Origin of the sequence: Paenibacillus sambharensis (genome assembly GCF_003233845.1) — a bacterium.
In the GTDB taxonomy this organism is placed as follows: domain Bacteria; phylum Bacillota; class Bacilli; order Paenibacillales; family Paenibacillaceae; genus Paenibacillus_I; species Paenibacillus_I sambharensis.
In genome coordinates, this window is sequence record NZ_QKRB01000057.1 from 28,699 (window position 1) to 42,435 (window position 13,737).

At 57.4% G+C, this 13,737-nt stretch carries 19 protein-coding genes and 1 riboswitch; of the genes, 15 read left to right on the forward strand and 4 right to left on the reverse strand.

Going from position 1 to position 13,737, the window contains the following annotated elements:
• The first annotated feature begins 6 nt into the window (after window positions 1-6).
• Entirely contained in the window at window positions 7-180 is a 174-nt protein-coding gene (locus tag DNH61_RS26510; RefSeq protein ID WP_181438821.1) for a hypothetical protein, read from the forward strand.
• Window positions 181-267: 87 nt separating this feature from the next.
• Here the strand turns inward: DNH61_RS26510 and DNH61_RS21725 are convergent, their stop codons facing one another.
• Window positions 268-900, reverse strand: coding sequence for a DUF1796 family putative cysteine peptidase (locus DNH61_RS21725; protein ID WP_111148939.1), 633 nt, complete (start codon window positions 898-900; stop codon window positions 268-270).
• A 195-nt stretch (window positions 901-1,095) separates the two neighbouring features.
• On the opposite strand from DNH61_RS21725, the gene DNH61_RS21730 reads away from it, so the two are divergent.
• Genes DNH61_RS21730 through DNH61_RS21740 form a run of 3 tightly spaced genes read left to right on the forward strand, consistent with a single transcriptional unit; the run spans window position 1,096 to window position 2,985 of the window.
• A complete protein-coding gene (locus DNH61_RS21730; RefSeq protein WP_111148940.1) occupies window positions 1,096-1,431 on the forward strand; it encodes a hypothetical protein in 336 nt (111 codons plus the stop codon).
• Between the two features lie 55 nt (window positions 1,432-1,486).
• A complete protein-coding gene (locus DNH61_RS21735) occupies window positions 1,487-2,548 on the forward strand; it encodes a glycosyltransferase family 4 protein (protein ID WP_111148941.1) in 1,062 nt (353 codons plus the stop codon).
• 23 nt (window positions 2,549-2,571) lie between these two features.
• The gene (locus DNH61_RS21740) at window positions 2,572-2,985 is read left to right on the forward strand and encodes a hypothetical protein (protein WP_146241117.1); all 414 of its coding nucleotides are present in this window, start codon (window positions 2,572-2,574) and stop codon (window positions 2,983-2,985) included.
• Window positions 2,986-3,023: 38 nt separating this feature from the next.
• Here the strand turns inward: DNH61_RS21740 and DNH61_RS21745 are convergent, their stop codons facing one another.
• Window positions 3,024-3,959 (reverse strand): NAD-dependent epimerase/dehydratase family protein, encoded by a 936-nt coding sequence (locus DNH61_RS21745; protein WP_245948291.1) that lies wholly within the window; start codon window positions 3,957-3,959, stop codon window positions 3,024-3,026.
• 151 nt (window positions 3,960-4,110) lie between these two features.
• A riboswitch (TPP riboswitch) is annotated at window positions 4,111-4,235 on the forward strand.
• A 170-nt stretch (window positions 4,236-4,405) separates the two neighbouring features.
• Here DNH61_RS21745 and DNH61_RS21750 point away from each other — a divergent pair.
• From DNH61_RS21750 to DNH61_RS21770, 5 genes are all read left to right on the forward strand, one after another.
• The gene (locus tag DNH61_RS21750; RefSeq protein ID WP_111149374.1) at window positions 4,406-5,443 is read left to right on the forward strand and encodes an ABC transporter substrate-binding protein; all 1,038 of its coding nucleotides are present in this window, start codon (window positions 4,406-4,408) and stop codon (window positions 5,441-5,443) included.
• Between the two features lie 61 nt (window positions 5,444-5,504).
• Window positions 5,505-5,807, forward strand: coding sequence for a thiamine-binding protein (locus tag DNH61_RS21755; RefSeq protein WP_111148943.1), 303 nt, complete (start codon window positions 5,505-5,507; stop codon window positions 5,805-5,807).
• The gene (locus tag DNH61_RS21760) at window positions 5,797-6,579 is read left to right on the forward strand and encodes an ABC transporter permease (RefSeq protein ID WP_111148944.1); all 783 of its coding nucleotides are present in this window, start codon (window positions 5,797-5,799) and stop codon (window positions 6,577-6,579) included. Before DNH61_RS21755 ends, DNH61_RS21760 begins: the two co-directional genes overlap by 11 nt.
• Entirely contained in the window at window positions 6,576-7,352 is a 777-nt protein-coding gene (locus DNH61_RS21765) for an ABC transporter ATP-binding protein (RefSeq protein WP_111148945.1), read from the forward strand. Before DNH61_RS21760 ends, DNH61_RS21765 begins: the two co-directional genes overlap by 4 nt.
• A gap of 55 nt (window positions 7,353-7,407) precedes the next feature.
• Window positions 7,408-8,214 (forward strand): TatD family hydrolase, encoded by an 807-nt coding sequence (locus DNH61_RS21770; protein ID WP_111149375.1) that lies wholly within the window; start codon window positions 7,408-7,410, stop codon window positions 8,212-8,214.
• Between the two features lie 65 nt (window positions 8,215-8,279).
• Here the strand turns inward: DNH61_RS21770 and DNH61_RS21775 are convergent, their stop codons facing one another.
• Entirely contained in the window at window positions 8,280-8,501 is a 222-nt protein-coding gene (locus DNH61_RS21775) for a DUF2905 domain-containing protein (RefSeq protein WP_111148946.1), read from the reverse strand.
• A gap of 214 nt (window positions 8,502-8,715) precedes the next feature.
• On the opposite strand from DNH61_RS21775, the gene DNH61_RS21780 reads away from it, so the two are divergent.
• The 5 genes from DNH61_RS21780 (at window position 8,716) to coaD (ending at window position 11,307) form a co-directional block, all read left to right on the forward strand.
• Complete coding sequence (locus tag DNH61_RS21780; RefSeq protein WP_111148947.1) at window positions 8,716-9,000, forward strand: LysR family transcriptional regulator; 285 nt, start codon at window positions 8,716-8,718, stop codon at window positions 8,998-9,000.
• Window positions 9,001-9,063: 63 nt separating this feature from the next.
• Window positions 9,064-9,354: a hypothetical protein gene (locus DNH61_RS21785; RefSeq protein WP_111148948.1), complete on the forward strand. Its 291-nt coding sequence runs from the start codon at window positions 9,064-9,066 to the stop codon at window positions 9,352-9,354.
• Between the two features lie 233 nt (window positions 9,355-9,587).
• Window positions 9,588-9,926, forward strand: a complete 339-nt coding sequence (locus DNH61_RS21790; protein ID WP_111148949.1) for a L,D-transpeptidase — start codon at window positions 9,588-9,590, stop codon at window positions 9,924-9,926.
• A 300-nt stretch (window positions 9,927-10,226) separates the two neighbouring features.
• The gene (gene rsmD / locus DNH61_RS21800) at window positions 10,227-10,820 is read left to right on the forward strand and encodes a 16S rRNA (guanine(966)-N(2))-methyltransferase RsmD (RefSeq protein WP_111148951.1); all 594 of its coding nucleotides are present in this window, start codon (window positions 10,227-10,229) and stop codon (window positions 10,818-10,820) included.
• Entirely contained in the window at window positions 10,807-11,307 is a 501-nt protein-coding gene (coaD, locus tag DNH61_RS21805) for a pantetheine-phosphate adenylyltransferase (RefSeq protein ID WP_111148952.1), read from the forward strand. The genes rsmD and coaD overlap by 14 nt, the downstream gene beginning before the upstream one ends.
• A 4-nt stretch (window positions 11,308-11,311) precedes the next feature.
• Here coaD and DNH61_RS21810 read toward each other — a convergent pair whose 3' ends face one another.
• Window positions 11,312-12,520 carry a nucleoside recognition domain-containing protein gene (locus tag DNH61_RS21810; RefSeq protein WP_111148953.1) on the reverse strand — a complete coding sequence of 403 codons (1,209 nt, stop codon included), beginning with the start codon at window positions 12,518-12,520 and terminating at the stop codon, window positions 11,312-11,314.
• A gap of 134 nt (window positions 12,521-12,654) precedes the next feature.
• Here DNH61_RS21810 and DNH61_RS21815 point away from each other — a divergent pair, with 134 nt between their 5' ends.
• Window positions 12,655-13,707, forward strand: a complete 1,053-nt coding sequence (locus DNH61_RS21815) for a YlbL family protein (RefSeq protein ID WP_181438822.1) — start codon at window positions 12,655-12,657, stop codon at window positions 13,705-13,707.
• Window positions 13,708-13,737 lie beyond the last annotated feature (30 nt).

Below are 13,737 nucleotides of genomic sequence, written 5' to 3' on the forward strand. Positions count from 1 at the left end.
TAACGGATGCAGCAGGAGGCATTTATGGTGATGGGGGATTTGTACAACCGGATTTTTGCTGTCCAGACCAGTACGCCTGAGCAGCTTGTGGATTATGCGTACTGGAATCAAATTTTTGCAAACCTGCCGAAGGGGTATATGGTGCCGGATCTGCCGGTCCTTTCCCAGAAGCGGGCTTGAAGCACGCAGCAGCATGCAAATAGAAGGGGCTTCCCGGCATGGGGAGCCCCTGTTTAATGGCGGCAGACTATTGGTTATGCAAGCGGGTTACTGCGGCGCTACCCGGATTCCTTCCAGCAGCTTCGCCCAATAACGGCTGTTGCCCTGCAGAATGTCGCTGCAATTTGGGAGCTGAACGGCCGCAATGCGCTCTAGCTGCCAGTCAAGCGGTGTTATGCCTTCGACAGGGGCATGGTTGACAAGCAGCACGCGGAAATCCCCTTTTACAAGCCCGGACAGCACTTCCTCCAGCTTCCTCGCCTCCTCGCATGTGCCCTCTGTGCGGATAAACAGCATTCGCCGGCATACCGAGCATTTATCAAGAAAACGCGCAACCCGGCGGTCGTATTTTGCCTTAATCTCCGGATACGCGGCGAAGTGGGGCGGGAAATTGTTGTGCGTAAAAAAATCATGGTTGGAGTATATGTTATACTCCGTCTCTTTCACAAGGTACAGCTTGTCACTGGCCCGGCCGGCCAGTACAAGATGAGGATAGTCCATAAAGCCGGCAAAGCGGCTTGCAAGGAGCCGGTTAACATCAGACAACCTCGGCGATGACATCCAATCCAGCGGTCCTGCGAATGGGCGCAGCCCCATCTTTTCCAGCTGAATGCCGGCGATACACAGGTGCCCCAGGCTGAATATGGCGTCGTACGTCCCTCTTAGTCTCTTCAGCTGCATGAAAGCTCTCTCCTTTCTTTCCTGGCTGATAAGCGTAATGCTCCTGCTTTATATAATGAAGACGGCGGCCGGCTTGTATGGACAGATGGTGCCTGCCTGCCGGATATGGGTAACTGGACCTGACGGTATGCCCTTGCGGCCTGCACGGACGAAGCATAGGATGTAGAAGAAATGCAAGCGGGAGGGAGAGACAGCATGTCCGTATTTCGTCTGGAGGCCGCACCGTATACCAAGGTGGATTCCCGTTATATTGAAAGCGTGGACTTGACCGTATCGAATATCGGGGCTGAGCCGTATGAGATGCTGATCCACGGCTATAAGCCGGAGGGAGTGTTTCATGTGGGGCTCATTCACGTGCCGGTTGGCGCGGTTATGAGCATCCCGGGGCTGATGACGCAGTATTCGTCCTTCGGTCTGCTGCTCGTAACGAATTATCATACGTTCCACACCACCGGAATTACGGCGCATGTCAAGAATCACGGAGCCGTTGTAGCCGTGTTTACACAGGAAGACTTTACCAGAATGCACTAGCCAACTATATAGTAGCGGCAGAGGACTGCACGGCGAGGGAGGGAACGAGGAACTGATGAAAGTATTGTTCGTTTATTACGTGCCAAGCGGCGGGGTTGATACGCTGAACCGGCAGCGCTGCCGGCTGCTGCGGCAGTTTGGCGTCCATGCGGAATGTCTGTACTACGGATGGGGAGCGGGTCTGCAAAACCCGGCTGATTTTCCGGTTCACGTAACGAAGAACGATATTGCGATCAAGCATATTCTGGATTCAGGAAACTATGATGCCATTGTGGTGACGACCGATCACAAGAGCCTGCAGAGGCTTCGGCTGCTCGGCTTCGGCGGCAAGCTCATACTGGAAATTCAGGGATACGGCCCGAAGGAGGTGGCCCGGCAGCAGCTGACTGACGCAATGCCTGTCATTAATGCCCATGCCTCCGCACTCCTTAATCCGCAGACGCCGCATATCAGCGCGCTGTTTCAGGAGCTGTACCCGCATATTCCGAGATTTCAGTTTAATAACTGCTTTGATGCCGCCCAGTTCACCTACCGTCCGGGCCCGAAGCCGGGGGCGCCGGTTATCGCATGGCTGGGCAGAATCGAGGACAACAAGAATTGGCGGGAGTTTCTGCATATCGGCCATCAGTTGAGCAAGGTCTACGGCGACCTGCAGATGTGGATGTTCGAGGATCCGAATCTGGCTATACCGGCTGAGAGAGAGCAGTTTGTTCAGCTGGTCGATTCGCTCGGGCTCAGTCAGCGGCTGACTATCCGGACGAACGTGCCGCATGCCGAGATGCAGTATTACTTCTCAAGAGTAGGTGATTCAGGCGGTTTTCTGTGCTCGACGTCCAAGGTCGAGGGGGCGCCGTATGCGGTGCTTGAAGCGATGAGCTGCCGCTGCCCGGTCCTTTCCACCAATTCCGACGGGGTCTCAACCTCGATCTATCATAACCAGACCGGCAAGTTCTACAGGCTTGGCGACATCGCGCATGCCGTGCGTGAAGCGCGTGAGCTGATGGAGGATATGCTGCTGCGGGAGCGGATCCGGGCGGGGGCCGAGCAGCATGTGAGGCAGGGGTTTGCCCCCGCGGCATACGGCAGCCATTTCCTTGGCATGCTGCAAACTATTTAACCATACGAAGGGCAGTGTTGCTTGTGATTCAGCGTTATCACAAGGTGGGAGCGCCGGCAGGGAGCTTCCCGGCGTTTGATATTGGAGAGGCAGAAGTCGTGCTGACCTCGGTTTCGTTATTCCCGGTAGACTCGGGAGAGCGCATACTGCTGCGGCTGGAGATAGGCTGGGAGAAGCCGGTGGAGTGGGATACAGGTGAGCTGGAGGTCGCCGTGCGGCACGGCTCGAAGGATGGTCCGGTTGTGTATTGGACCACCGAGAACTGCTTTCAGGAAGCGAAAACAACGGAGACTTTCGCTGTGGAGGCCAGCGGCTCTGCGGAGCACTTCTACCTCACGGTCCAGTCGGCGGAAGGGCGCGCCCGGATTAAGGGGCCGTTCTTGCTGGAAGGAAGAGTAAGAAGAACAGGGAAGAAAGACGCAAAGAAGCAGCCTTGATCACAGGCCGGGAGGCAGTGATCAAGGCTGCTTCTTGTTTATCGGCGTCTGGCGTTCATCCGGGCACGGTAGGTCTCCTCAATTCCTTCTGCGAAGGAATAGGCGGGGCTCCAGCCAAGACAGGCGGCTGCGTGGTTCGTGGACAGGCAGCTGTGACGGATGTCACCGGCTTTGGCGGGGCGGTACTGCGCGCTGACACCTGCAGGATGAAGCTCTTCCAGCAGCCGGATCAGCGTATTGACAGAGGTCGGATGCCCTGTGCTGGCATGCAGCGTCTCCCCGTCACCACGTGAGGCGGCGGCGAGATTGGCCTGCACGATATCGGCAACATAGATGAAATCCCTGGTCTGCTCGCCGTCGCCGTTCACGCCAAGCGGCTCGCCCGCGGCAACCCGGTCCATGAAGACGGCGACCACTCCGCCTTCCCCCTTGGCTGTCTGGCGGGGGCCGAATACATTGCCGTAACGAAGAATGGTGTACGGTACGCCAAACAGACGGGCGTACAGGCGGATATAGTGCTCAGCTGTCAGCTTCGAGAGCCCATAGAAGGAGATGGGCCGGGCTGGATCATCCTCGGTAAGGATATTCTTGGCAAGATCGCCGTAGACAGCGGAGGTGGAGGCGAAGACGAGCTTGCAGCCGCTGGCCAAGCGGCAGGCTTCCAGCATGTTGATGGTGCCCTGGACATTAACCGAGAGGTCAAGCCCGGGATTCTGGATGGAACGCTGCACATCAGCCTGAGCGGCGAGGTGGTAAATGACATCTGGCTTGATGGCTGCTGCTGTACGGCAGGCCTCGGGGCCGCAGACGTCCAGCTGGTGAAGGCGCGCCCTCGGGCTGGCCCGCAGCCAGTCACCGGATGATAAGTCGTCGATTATATGAACTTCCGTTCCGGCGGCAAGCAGGGCATCGGTCAGATGAGAGCCGATAAAGCCTGCGCCGCCGGTTACGATGGCTTTGCCTAGCATTGTCATGATGGTTGAAAACTCCCTTCCTGATGCATGCTTTATCGTACGCGGGGCATCGCCGCCACGCATGAGCATAAGTCCAGGGGGGCAGGAAATATCGGAGATATGTGGATTTTTTCGAATGGTTTGTTATAATAGGGCATGACAACAACTAATATGCAGCAACCAGGGGAGCTGGGCAGGCCGGCTGAGAGGGTATCCCGTAGAGAAGCGCGACGAATGATACCGACCCTTATACCTGATCTGGGTAATGCCAGCGTAGGAAAGATGGCGGTACAGCCGCCGCAGGGCTTCCGCATGCGAAGAAGGCTTTCGCGGCAGCAGTCTCCTGATGAATACGTGAACACGGCGTCTCCCGGATCGGGAGACGTCTTTTTTTGCATGGGTTGTCGAGACAAGCTTACAAGACAGAGAGGGGAAACAGCATGCTGTACGGGAAGAAGCTTAAGGGAATGAAATGGGGTCTGGCACTGCTGGCACTGATGCTGCTGATGGCAGGCTGCGGCGGGAATTCGGGCGGAGGCAATACGGCCGGAGAGAATACAGGCGAGGGCAATGCGCAGCAGGAGCAGCAGGGGGAAGCGGACAAGCCGCTGACGAAGGTGCGTGTCGTGCTGGACTGGACGCCGAATACGAATCACACAGGTCTGTATGTAGCGCGTGACAAGGGATTCTTCCGTGATCACGGCCTTGATGTAGAGATCGTTCAGCCGGGTGAGGGCGGGGCCGAGCAGATGGTTGCCACAGGCAGCGCGGAATTTGGCGTGAGCTACCAGGAGCAGCTGACGATGGCACGCACGAACGGGGTGCCGGTCGTATCGGTAGCGGCGGTTATTCAGCACAATACATCCGGATTTGCTTCGCCTGAAGCGCTGAACATCAAGTCGCCGAAGGATTTTGAAGGCAAGACCTACGGCGGATGGGGCGCGCCGGTGGAAGAGGCCGTAATTGACTCGCTGATGCAGCAGGAGGGCGCCGATGTGTCGAAGGTCGATATCGTCAGCGTAGGCGATGCAGACTTCTTCACGGCAATTGAGCGTGACATTGATTTTCAGTGGATCTATTACGGCTGGACAGGCGTTGAAGCCGAGCTGCGCGGCGAGAAGCTGAACATGGTGTACCTGACCGATTACAGCGACAAGCTGGATTATTATACGCCTGTGCTGGCGACAAGCGAGCAGCTAATTGCCGACAATCCGGACCTTGTTCGCGCATTTGTGGCGGGTGCCTCGGAGGGCTACCTCTATGCGATCCAGAATCCGGAGGAAGCAGCTGATATTCTGGTTGCCGCAGAGCCGGATCTGAACGCCGAGCTGGTTCGCGCCAGCCAGAAGTGGCTGAGCCCGAAATACCAGGACGATGCCGCGCGCTGGGGCGAGCAGAAGCTGGAGGTATGGCAGGGCTATGCCGAGTGGATGACCGAGCATGGCGTGCTGGAGGGCGAGTTTAATGCGGAGCAGGCGTTTACGAACGAGTTCCTGCCCGAGTAAGAGCAGAATGCCGCAACGCGCACGGGCGCTTGGGCAGACGGTGGATGGGAGAGATGGATGAATGGCAAATGCACTTCTTAGTATACAGATTATTCCGCGCACGCCTGGCGGTGAGGATGTCATTCCTTATGTAGACCGGGCGATTGATATCATTAAGGCGTCTCGGCTGCCGTATCGCGTAAGCCCGCTGGAGACTACCATCGAAGGCGACATGGACGTGCTGCTGACGCTTGTCAAGGATATGAATGAGGCAATGGGAGAAATGGGCTGTCCGTCGGTCATCTCCCAGGTTAAGCTGTACTACAATCCGAAAGAGGGCGCTTCGATGGGCCGTCTGCTGGAGAAGTATCCCGATGGGCAGTAAGCTACGCAGAGGATGGCCGCCGCTGGCGGTCATCCTCCTTTTCCTTCTTGCCTGGCAGGGCGTAGTCATGTACGGCGGCATCAAGCCTTATCTGCTGCCTTCGCCGGTTCAGGTTGTACAGGAAGCGCTGTCGGACAAGGTATGGCCGCGTCTTGTCGAGCATACGCTGGCGACGGCACAGCGGACGCTGCTTGGGCTCTCTCTGGGCACGGCAGCGGGTATTGTGCTCTCCATGCTGCTGCATCTGGTTCCTGGTGCGCGCAGGGGCCTGTCCCCGATGCTGATCCTGTCGCAGAATATTCCGATTATCGTGCTTGGCCCGCTGCTGATGATCTGGCTCGGCTTCGGCGAGCTGCCCAAAATCGTTCTCATTGTTCTGGTATGCTTCTTTCCGGTCACGGTGGCAATGATGACCGGGCTTCGCCAGAGCGACCCGCGGCTGGCCAACTATCTGGCAATGATTGGGGCGGGGAGATGGACGATGTTCCGGCGTCTGGAGCTTCCAGGAGCGGTGCCTTATCTGTTCTCGGGCATGAAAATAGCGGCCGCCTACAGCGTAACATCGGCCATAGTAGCCGAGTGGCTTGGGGCGAAGAGTGGCCTTGGCTATTTCATCAAGCTGTCGGCAAGCGGCTTCTTCACGGCGCGTGTGCTTGCGGCAACTGGCATTATCGTGCTGTTCAGCCTGCTGTTGTATATGCTTGTGGCCGCGGCCGAGCGCTGGTTTGTCCGGTGGAAGCCGCAGGGAGAAGGAGGGGGGCTGCAGCCATGACAGAGCATGCGCTGGACATACGCAGTGTAAGCAAGCAGTTTGACGGCATGCCGGTTCTGGACAATGTGTCTATCACGGTGTCCGAAGGCGAGTTTGTCGCCCTGCTTGGTCCCTCGGGCAGCGGGAAGAGCACGCTGTTTCAGATGATTGGCGGCATCATGAGACCGGAGGCGGGAGATATCATGGTCTCGGGCAGGCAGGTGACCGGTGAGCGCGGGAATATCGCGTATATGCCGCAGCAGGCGTCGCTGCTGCCGTGGCGGACGGTAGCTGCCAATGTGGAGCTGGCGCTGGAGATCGGCGGTGTCCCGAAGGCAGCGGCACGGAAGGAGACCAGGCAGTGGCTTGCCCGCGTCGGTCTCGGCGAATATGCGGACGCTTATCCGCATGTGCTCTCTGGCGGGATGCAGCAGCGGGTTTCGTTCATCCGCGCGCTGCTCAGTCCGCAGCCGCTGATGTGTCTCGACGAGCCGTTCGGCGCGCTTGATGCGCTGACGCGGATGCAGATGCAGCAGTGGCTGCTGTCGATCTGGGAAGAGAACCGCCGCTCGGTGCTGCTCGTTACCCACAGCATTGAGGAGGCGCTGCTGCTGTCTGACCGGATTGTGGTGCTGTCGGCCAAGCCTGCTTCTGTGCTGCGGGAGATTCCAGTACCATTCGACAGGCCTCGCGATGAGCGGCTGTGGAGTACGCCGCTGTTCAACGAAATGAAGGAGCAGATCTATGAGCTGCTTAAGCCCGCGAATGGGACGGCAGATACGGGAAGAGCTTGAGGCAGGATGGGAGAATGAACGGGCGAAGGGGGAGTGCAGAGTGGCAGCATCACGGATGAATGCCGGCTTTGCGTGGATTGATGCGCATATTCACTTGGATGCCTACAGGGATGATGAGCGGGATGGACTGCTGCAGCATGCTGCGGCTGCTGGTATGGAGGCGGTCGTAGCGGTATCAATGAACCTGGAGTCGTGCAGGGCAACACGGCAGCTGGCGTTAGCTTGGCCCGGACAAGTGATGCCGGCCTACGGCTACCATCCGGAGCAGGCGGTTCCGGATGAAGCGCAGACGGAACGTCTTACAGCATGGATCCGGGAACGCCACCAGGCTGGCGAACGTTTTGCAATCGGGGAGGTTGGCCTTCCTTATTACAGACGGACAGAAGCGGCAGCGGCAGGAGAGAGGTTCGACGAACAGCCTTATCTGCAGCTGCTTGAGCGGTTTATCCGGCTTGCAGCCGAGCTGGACCGGCCTGTCGTGCTGCATGCTGTCTATGAGGATGCTGCTAAAGCCTGCGATATGCTGGAGCGCTGCGGGGTAAGAAGGGCGCATTTTCACTGGTTCAAGGGGCCGGCAGAGACGGTCGCAAGAATGGCCGCAGCCGGGTACTATGTGTCCATCACGCCCGATGTCCGCTATGAAGCGGAGATTCAGGCATTGGTGAGGCAGTACCCGCTGACACAGCTGATGGTCGAGACGGATGGGCCGTGGCCGTTTGAAGGACAGTATGCGGGGCGGCGGACGACGCCGGCCATGGCGGCCGATGTGGTCGCCGAAATCGCTGCGCTAAAGGGTCAGCCGCTTCCCGAAACAGCTGCGGTTTTGCTGCAGGGCACGAAGGCTTTTTACGGAATCGGCTGACAGTTACCCGTTGGTGGCGGCGGCACACCGTGCGGGGGTGACAGCCGCCTGCCCGCCTGTCCCGGCTATTTCAGGAACAGGCGGACAAGGTAGGCTGCCAGGGAAAGCACGACGCTAATGATGATGCAGGTGACAATCGGGAAGTAAAACTTTATATTCTCTTTCTCGATGGCAATGTCGCCCGGCAGTCTGCCCAGAGGAATATACCTGCCGATGAGCATCCATAGCAATCCCACAGCAAAGAGAATGGCTCCGAGCATCATTAACAGCTTAGGCACCTGATTCATGATGATCATCCCTCCTTTGTTATTAAGGATAGCGGAAGCAGCATGGCAATGCCAAGCCCGGCCGAAAGGCTCGTTAATGTGGAACAGTGCTGCGGCCGCAGGCAAGCAGCGCAGTACCATGCAATGCATCATTACATTGACACACTAAAGCGATAATGATAATCTTTATCACTATAAGAGTGGTCGGGACTCTATCGAGCGAGGTGTACAGTTAATGAAAGCATTGGACCGGTTTCAAACGTTCATCGCGCTGGCTGAATGCAGGTCTTATACGGAAACAGCGAGACGGCTGTATTGTTCTCAGCCCACGATAACGAACCATATCCAGCAGCTGGAGGAGCTGTATCAAGTGCAGCTGTTTGAACGCAGCGGCAGGTCGGTCAGATTGACGGTACAGGGCAAGGTGCTGCTTGAATATGCCAAGCAGGTTATGGACCTGCTGGATGAAGCTGCCTTACAGCTGCAAAGTTTGGGGAAAAACGGTGACAAGCTGGCCTGACGCATGATAAACTGATAACTGCAGGAAACGACATTAAATACCAGAGATGAGGTATAAATGATAATGAAGAAACAGGGCTATCTCTTCGTCGGTATCCTGGTTGGGGCTGCAATCAGCTTCAGTCTCAGCGCGTATGGTGCCGAAACAAGTCTTGTCGGCAAGAAGATCCAGGGCGAGAAGGATCTGGTCATCCAGTATGAACCAGCCGGCAAGGTCATCATCGTAGACGGCCGAAGCTATGCGCCGGTTCGTCTGGTTGGAGAGTCCGCTGGCTATGATGTAGCCTATACAGGCAAGCAGGTTATTATGGTTAAGCCGGGGGCTGATCCAACCCAGTCGTCGAAAGCGGAATAGCGGCGGCGACTGGCTTCGACGGGTTCATCCAGGAGATAATGCTGCGGCCATTATAGGATAGTCTAATACAGTTGCAGCCGGAACTCCCGGAGGGCCGTAATTCGCAGCAGCGGATTACGGCCCTCCGGGAGTTTTTTTGTCATGCCATCTGTAACGGTACAAGGGATGCGTCAGCGGCCGCCCACTCCGCTTGGCCCGGACAGTCATAAGCTGTTCGGAGAGGAGGAATGCAGATGGCGAAATACCGGATTATCGTGGATCTGTCCGACCGCAAGCTCTATCTGCTGGAGGGTGACCGGGTAGAGCGGCAGTATCCTGTAGGGATCGGCAGGACGGCTACGGAGACCCCTCAGGGAGAATTTACGATTGTCAACAAGCAGGAGAATCCCGGCGGCCCGTTCGGTGCTTTCTGGATGGGTTTGTCCAAGCCCCATTACGGCATACACGGTACCAATGACCCTTCATCGATTGGGAAAGAAGTGTCACATGGCTGTATCCGGATGCATAACGGGGATGTGCTGGAGCTGTCAAAGCTCGTAAGCGTAGGCACGGCAGTTACGATTAGGCCTTGAGAGAGGCGCATGGGCATAAAAAAATCGGGACCCCTTTCGGGGTCCCTTTCATGGGAGAGGAGAAACCGGACGAAGAGCTTATGGGGAAACGTAAGTCTTCTCCGCGGTTGTCTACGGCATCTCTCGACGCCGATAATGTAAGGATGGCCGGAGACGGCCAGTTTTATACATATTCTCTTCAAAAAAATAAAAAGCCGCAGGAAAAGGCATGGATATGCGCTGTCATGGCTGGCGCTTGCGCGGCGTGCAAAATATGGTACGATAGCTAAGACAGCGAGCAGCAGGCAAGGGGGTAATATTGTGAGAGTAATTGCGGGCGAAGCCAGAGGACGGAGCTTGAAGGCGGTCCCGGGCAGCCATACACGTCCGACCACAGATAAAGTGAAGGAAGCCATGTTCAGCATGATCGGGCCATTCTTCGAAGGAGGAACGGCGCTGGACCTGTTTGCGGGAACAGGCGGGCTGGGCATTGAAGCGCTCAGCCGCGGCATGGAGCTCGCGATCTTCGTGGACAGCGACAGGCGGAGCGTGGAGATTATAAAATCCAATATGGAAGCAGCACGTATGACCGAGCACGCGGAGATATACTGCAACACGGCCGAACGTGCCATCCGCACCCTGGAGAAGCGGGATATCCGGTTCGATCTGGTATTTCTTGATCCGCCTTACCGGATGAAGAATGCGGACGAGCTGATGCTGGAGCTGGCGGCCCGGGGCCTGCTTGCGGAGGATGCAACCCTGGTCGTTGAGCATGAATCAGGATTTCGCTACCCTGAGACATTCGGAGATTTTCAGCAGCGCAGACTAGCTCTGTACGGTGAAACAGCAGTGGCAATATATCACTATGGGCCGATTGGCGGCGAGAGAGGCGGCATGGCAGATGATGGAGAATGAATGTCCCCAGCGAATCGCGGTTTACCCGGGGAGCTTTGACCCGGTAACATTAGGGCATCTGGATATTATACAGCGCGCGTCGAAGCAGTTCGACCGTTTGATCGTGGCTGTCCTTAACAATACAAGCAAGAATCCGCTGTTCTCAGTGGAAGAGCGCAAGATGCTGCTTGCCCAGGTAACACGGAGCATGCCGAATGTGGAAATTGACAGCTTCCGGGATCTGCTGGTCCGCTACATGCAGAGCAGACAGGCTAACGTTATTATCAGGGGAATCCGCTCGGTGTCGGATTTTGAATATGAGCTCCAGCTTGCTTCAACGAACCATCAGCTGGACAGTGAGATTGAGACAATCTTTATGATGACCAATCCGAAGTTTTCTTACTTAAGCTCAAGCATCGTCAAGGAAATCGCCAGGTTTCAGGGCAATGTGCATGATTTGGTACCGGCTGAGGTTGAGGCTGCACTGCTGGACAAATACCGGGAATAGGAAGTCAGCGGTCCGTATGCCTCCTGTAACGGAAGAGGGATAAGAGGGACAGTCCGAGAACCAGGCATGCCAGCAGAGCTGCGCTTGCAGCGGCGGGGAGCCAGAGACCGGGGAGGGCTGCAAAGGATAAGGAGCCGCCCCGGGCGGCGAACACGGCTTCAGTCATGCCGCCCCAGCGGGTGATGGAAGGCTCGAGCTGTTCCCAAACCCGGCCGAGCGGCTTCCACAGCATAAACGTGGCGCCAAATGCCAGTACGGCATGCAGAAGCTTGCCCCGCAGCAGCGGAGCAAACCGCAGCCCGGCTGCGGTCAGGCTGCTCTGGGCACTGAGAAGCGCAGCCATTCCGCTCCACGCCAGAAAGGCGGATAAGGAAGCGGCTGCGAGCGGCGTACCCCATGCAGCGAAATGACCAGCGATATCATAAGCGCCGAGATGGACTTCGAACAGGCCCGGATAAACAATCGGCTCGAGCTGCCCGGGGAGAAGCCGCTGCAGGAGACCGATGAGCACAGACCCGGCAATCATAAAGCCGCCGATCAGCAGCAGCTTCTGTACACTGGCGGAGATCGCCTCCCCGAGCGCCTTGCCGAAGCTGCGGCCATCGCGCTCTTGTGCATCCTGCATCGCCGTAAGGGCCAGTTTCAATATGGAGGGCCGATCAGAGGATCTGCGGAGCTGCGCCGGTGTGTGGGCCGCTGAGGAGCGTGCGGTGCCGGACAGACGTGCGGATATAATGGCGGCCATGGCGCCGGACAGCCATACGGCTGCTGCTATTGTAAGGGCGGTGGAAGGCTGGTGAAGGAAGCCTGCTCCGATGACGACCAGCATCAGGATCGGACTCGGCATATGGCTGAGCGCTACCAGCCGCTGCGCTTCCGGTCCGCTGAGCAGCCCTCTGTTTTTCAGCGAGGCGGCTGCGTCAGGACCAGACGGGAAGCCGGCTGTCCAGCCGAGAGCGACTACCCATCCGGCACAGCCGGGTATGCGGAACAGTCTGTGCATAAGCGGATCCAGCAGCACGCCTACAGCGTGAATGGCGCCGAAGGCCAGCAGCAGCTCGGATAAGGCGTAAAAGGGCAGCAGTCCGGGAAATACGATTTTCCACCAGACGGACAGCCCTTGAACGGCAGACTGAAATGATTCGCCGGGGCTTTGGATAATGGCTGCAACAAGCGCGAGCATAAAGGCTCCCACCATAATGGTTCGCAACATACTCAGCTTCCCTCCTGTACGTTGAACGTTAAACTCCCGGCCGCGAGGCGGGACCAGCTGCAAAAATAGGCAGATTATTCACAATGTACGCGGACAAGCGGGGCTTTAGACCAGACATGAAAGGAAAGGCTGCGGTGAGCAGATTCAAGTATAGACGGCCTGCTGCGGCGCTTCCGCTTAAATGGGCGCTTGCGGCAGCCGTGCTGATGATTGTGTTGTTGTATGTGCCGGCCCCCTATCTTGTAGCACAGCCGGGACCGGCTCAGGAAGCTGCGCCGCTGGTGCATGTGGGAGAGGAAGCAGGCGAACGGGACGGCGGATTTCTGGTCATGACTGTATATATGGCAGGAAGATCCAATTACTGGATGGTGCTGCAATCCCTGTGGAGGAAAGACCTTGAAGCCTACCCGCGCAATGAAATTCTGCAGGGCGGTACAATGGATGACTATGCCCAGCGGATGCATGTGTTAATGGATCATTCGCAGAGCAGTGCCGTGGAGGCGGCTTACCGGCAGGCGGGTATTTCGTATGCGATCGGTACGAAGGCAATTGTTATTACGGACCCGGGTGACGGAACAGGCTTCGCGCCAGGGGATCGTATAACAGAGGTAGACGGCACTGCGCTGACTGATGCCGGTCAACTGCTTGAACTGCTGAAGGATAAGGCAGGCGAGGACGGACAACAGCCTTGGCGCATAGCTGTAGAGCGTGGCGGGGTTAGTGCCCGCGTCGAGGTGCCGAAGGGCGGATCTGCCCAGGGGAACAGTCTGGATGAACAGGACCTCCCCAGGCTGCTTGGAGTTGATGAGTTGACCGTTGTTAAGGCCATCGTACCCGAAGATCCGGCTCATCAGGTGGAAATTAAGGCCGGAGAGGTAGCCGGACCTTCGGCTGGCCTGGCCTTTGCGCTGGAGATTTATGACCGGTTGACTGGGGGAGAGCTGGCTGAAGGCAGGAAAATAGCGGCTACCGGTACAATCAGTCCCGACGGCTCGGTTGGTGCCATCGGGGGAGCTGCGCTCAAGGTAATTGCTGCGCAGCGTGCAGGAGCCCAAATGTTTCTGGTGCCGAAGGGGAACTATAAGGAAGCCGCCCGGCAGGCGGAGGCGACCGGCACCTCGATGGTGATTATCCCGGTTGCTACGCTGGCAGAAGCCTTGGAGGGCCTTAAGGGGAACGGCTTCTGAAGCCCTTGAACAAAAGCTGTATCTGAATGC

Coding starts and splice junctions, on each gene's coding strand:
- DNH61_RS21780 (WP_111148947.1), top strand. CDS start 8,716: ATGAAAGCATTGGACCGGTTTCAAACGTTCATCGCGCTGGCTGAATGC.
- DNH61_RS21785 (WP_111148948.1), top strand. CDS start 9,064: ATGAAGAAACAGGGCTATCTCTTCGTCGGTATCCTGGTTGGGGCTGCA.
- DNH61_RS26510 (WP_181438821.1), top strand. CDS start 7: ATGCAGCAGGAGGCATTTATGGTGATGGGGGATTTGTACAACCGGATT.
- DNH61_RS21730 (WP_111148940.1), top strand. CDS start 1,096: ATGTCCGTATTTCGTCTGGAGGCCGCACCGTATACCAAGGTGGATTCC.
- DNH61_RS21760 (WP_111148944.1), top strand. CDS start 5,797: ATGGGCAGTAAGCTACGCAGAGGATGGCCGCCGCTGGCGGTCATCCTC.
- DNH61_RS21725 (WP_111148939.1), bottom strand. CDS start 900: ATGCAGCTGAAGAGACTAAGAGGGACGTACGACGCCATATTCAGCCTG.
- DNH61_RS21775 (WP_111148946.1), bottom strand. CDS start 8,501: ATGAATCAGGTGCCTAAGCTGTTAATGATGCTCGGAGCCATTCTCTTT.
- DNH61_RS21750 (WP_111149374.1), top strand. CDS start 4,406: ATGAAATGGGGTCTGGCACTGCTGGCACTGATGCTGCTGATGGCAGGC.
- DNH61_RS21745 (WP_245948291.1), bottom strand. CDS start 3,959: ATGACAATGCTAGGCAAAGCCATCGTAACCGGCGGCGCAGGCTTTATC.
- DNH61_RS21765 (WP_111148945.1), top strand. CDS start 6,576: ATGACAGAGCATGCGCTGGACATACGCAGTGTAAGCAAGCAGTTTGAC.
- DNH61_RS21755 (WP_111148943.1), top strand. CDS start 5,505: ATGGCAAATGCACTTCTTAGTATACAGATTATTCCGCGCACGCCTGGC.
- DNH61_RS21770 (WP_111149375.1), top strand. CDS start 7,408: ATGAATGCCGGCTTTGCGTGGATTGATGCGCATATTCACTTGGATGCC.
- coaD (WP_111148952.1), top strand. CDS start 10,807: ATGATGGAGAATGAATGTCCCCAGCGAATCGCGGTTTACCCGGGGAGC.
- DNH61_RS21790 (WP_111148949.1), top strand. CDS start 9,588: ATGGCGAAATACCGGATTATCGTGGATCTGTCCGACCGCAAGCTCTAT.
- DNH61_RS21735 (WP_111148941.1), top strand. CDS start 1,487: ATGAAAGTATTGTTCGTTTATTACGTGCCAAGCGGCGGGGTTGATACG.
- DNH61_RS21810 (WP_111148953.1), bottom strand. CDS start 12,520: ATGTTGCGAACCATTATGGTGGGAGCCTTTATGCTCGCGCTTGTTGCA.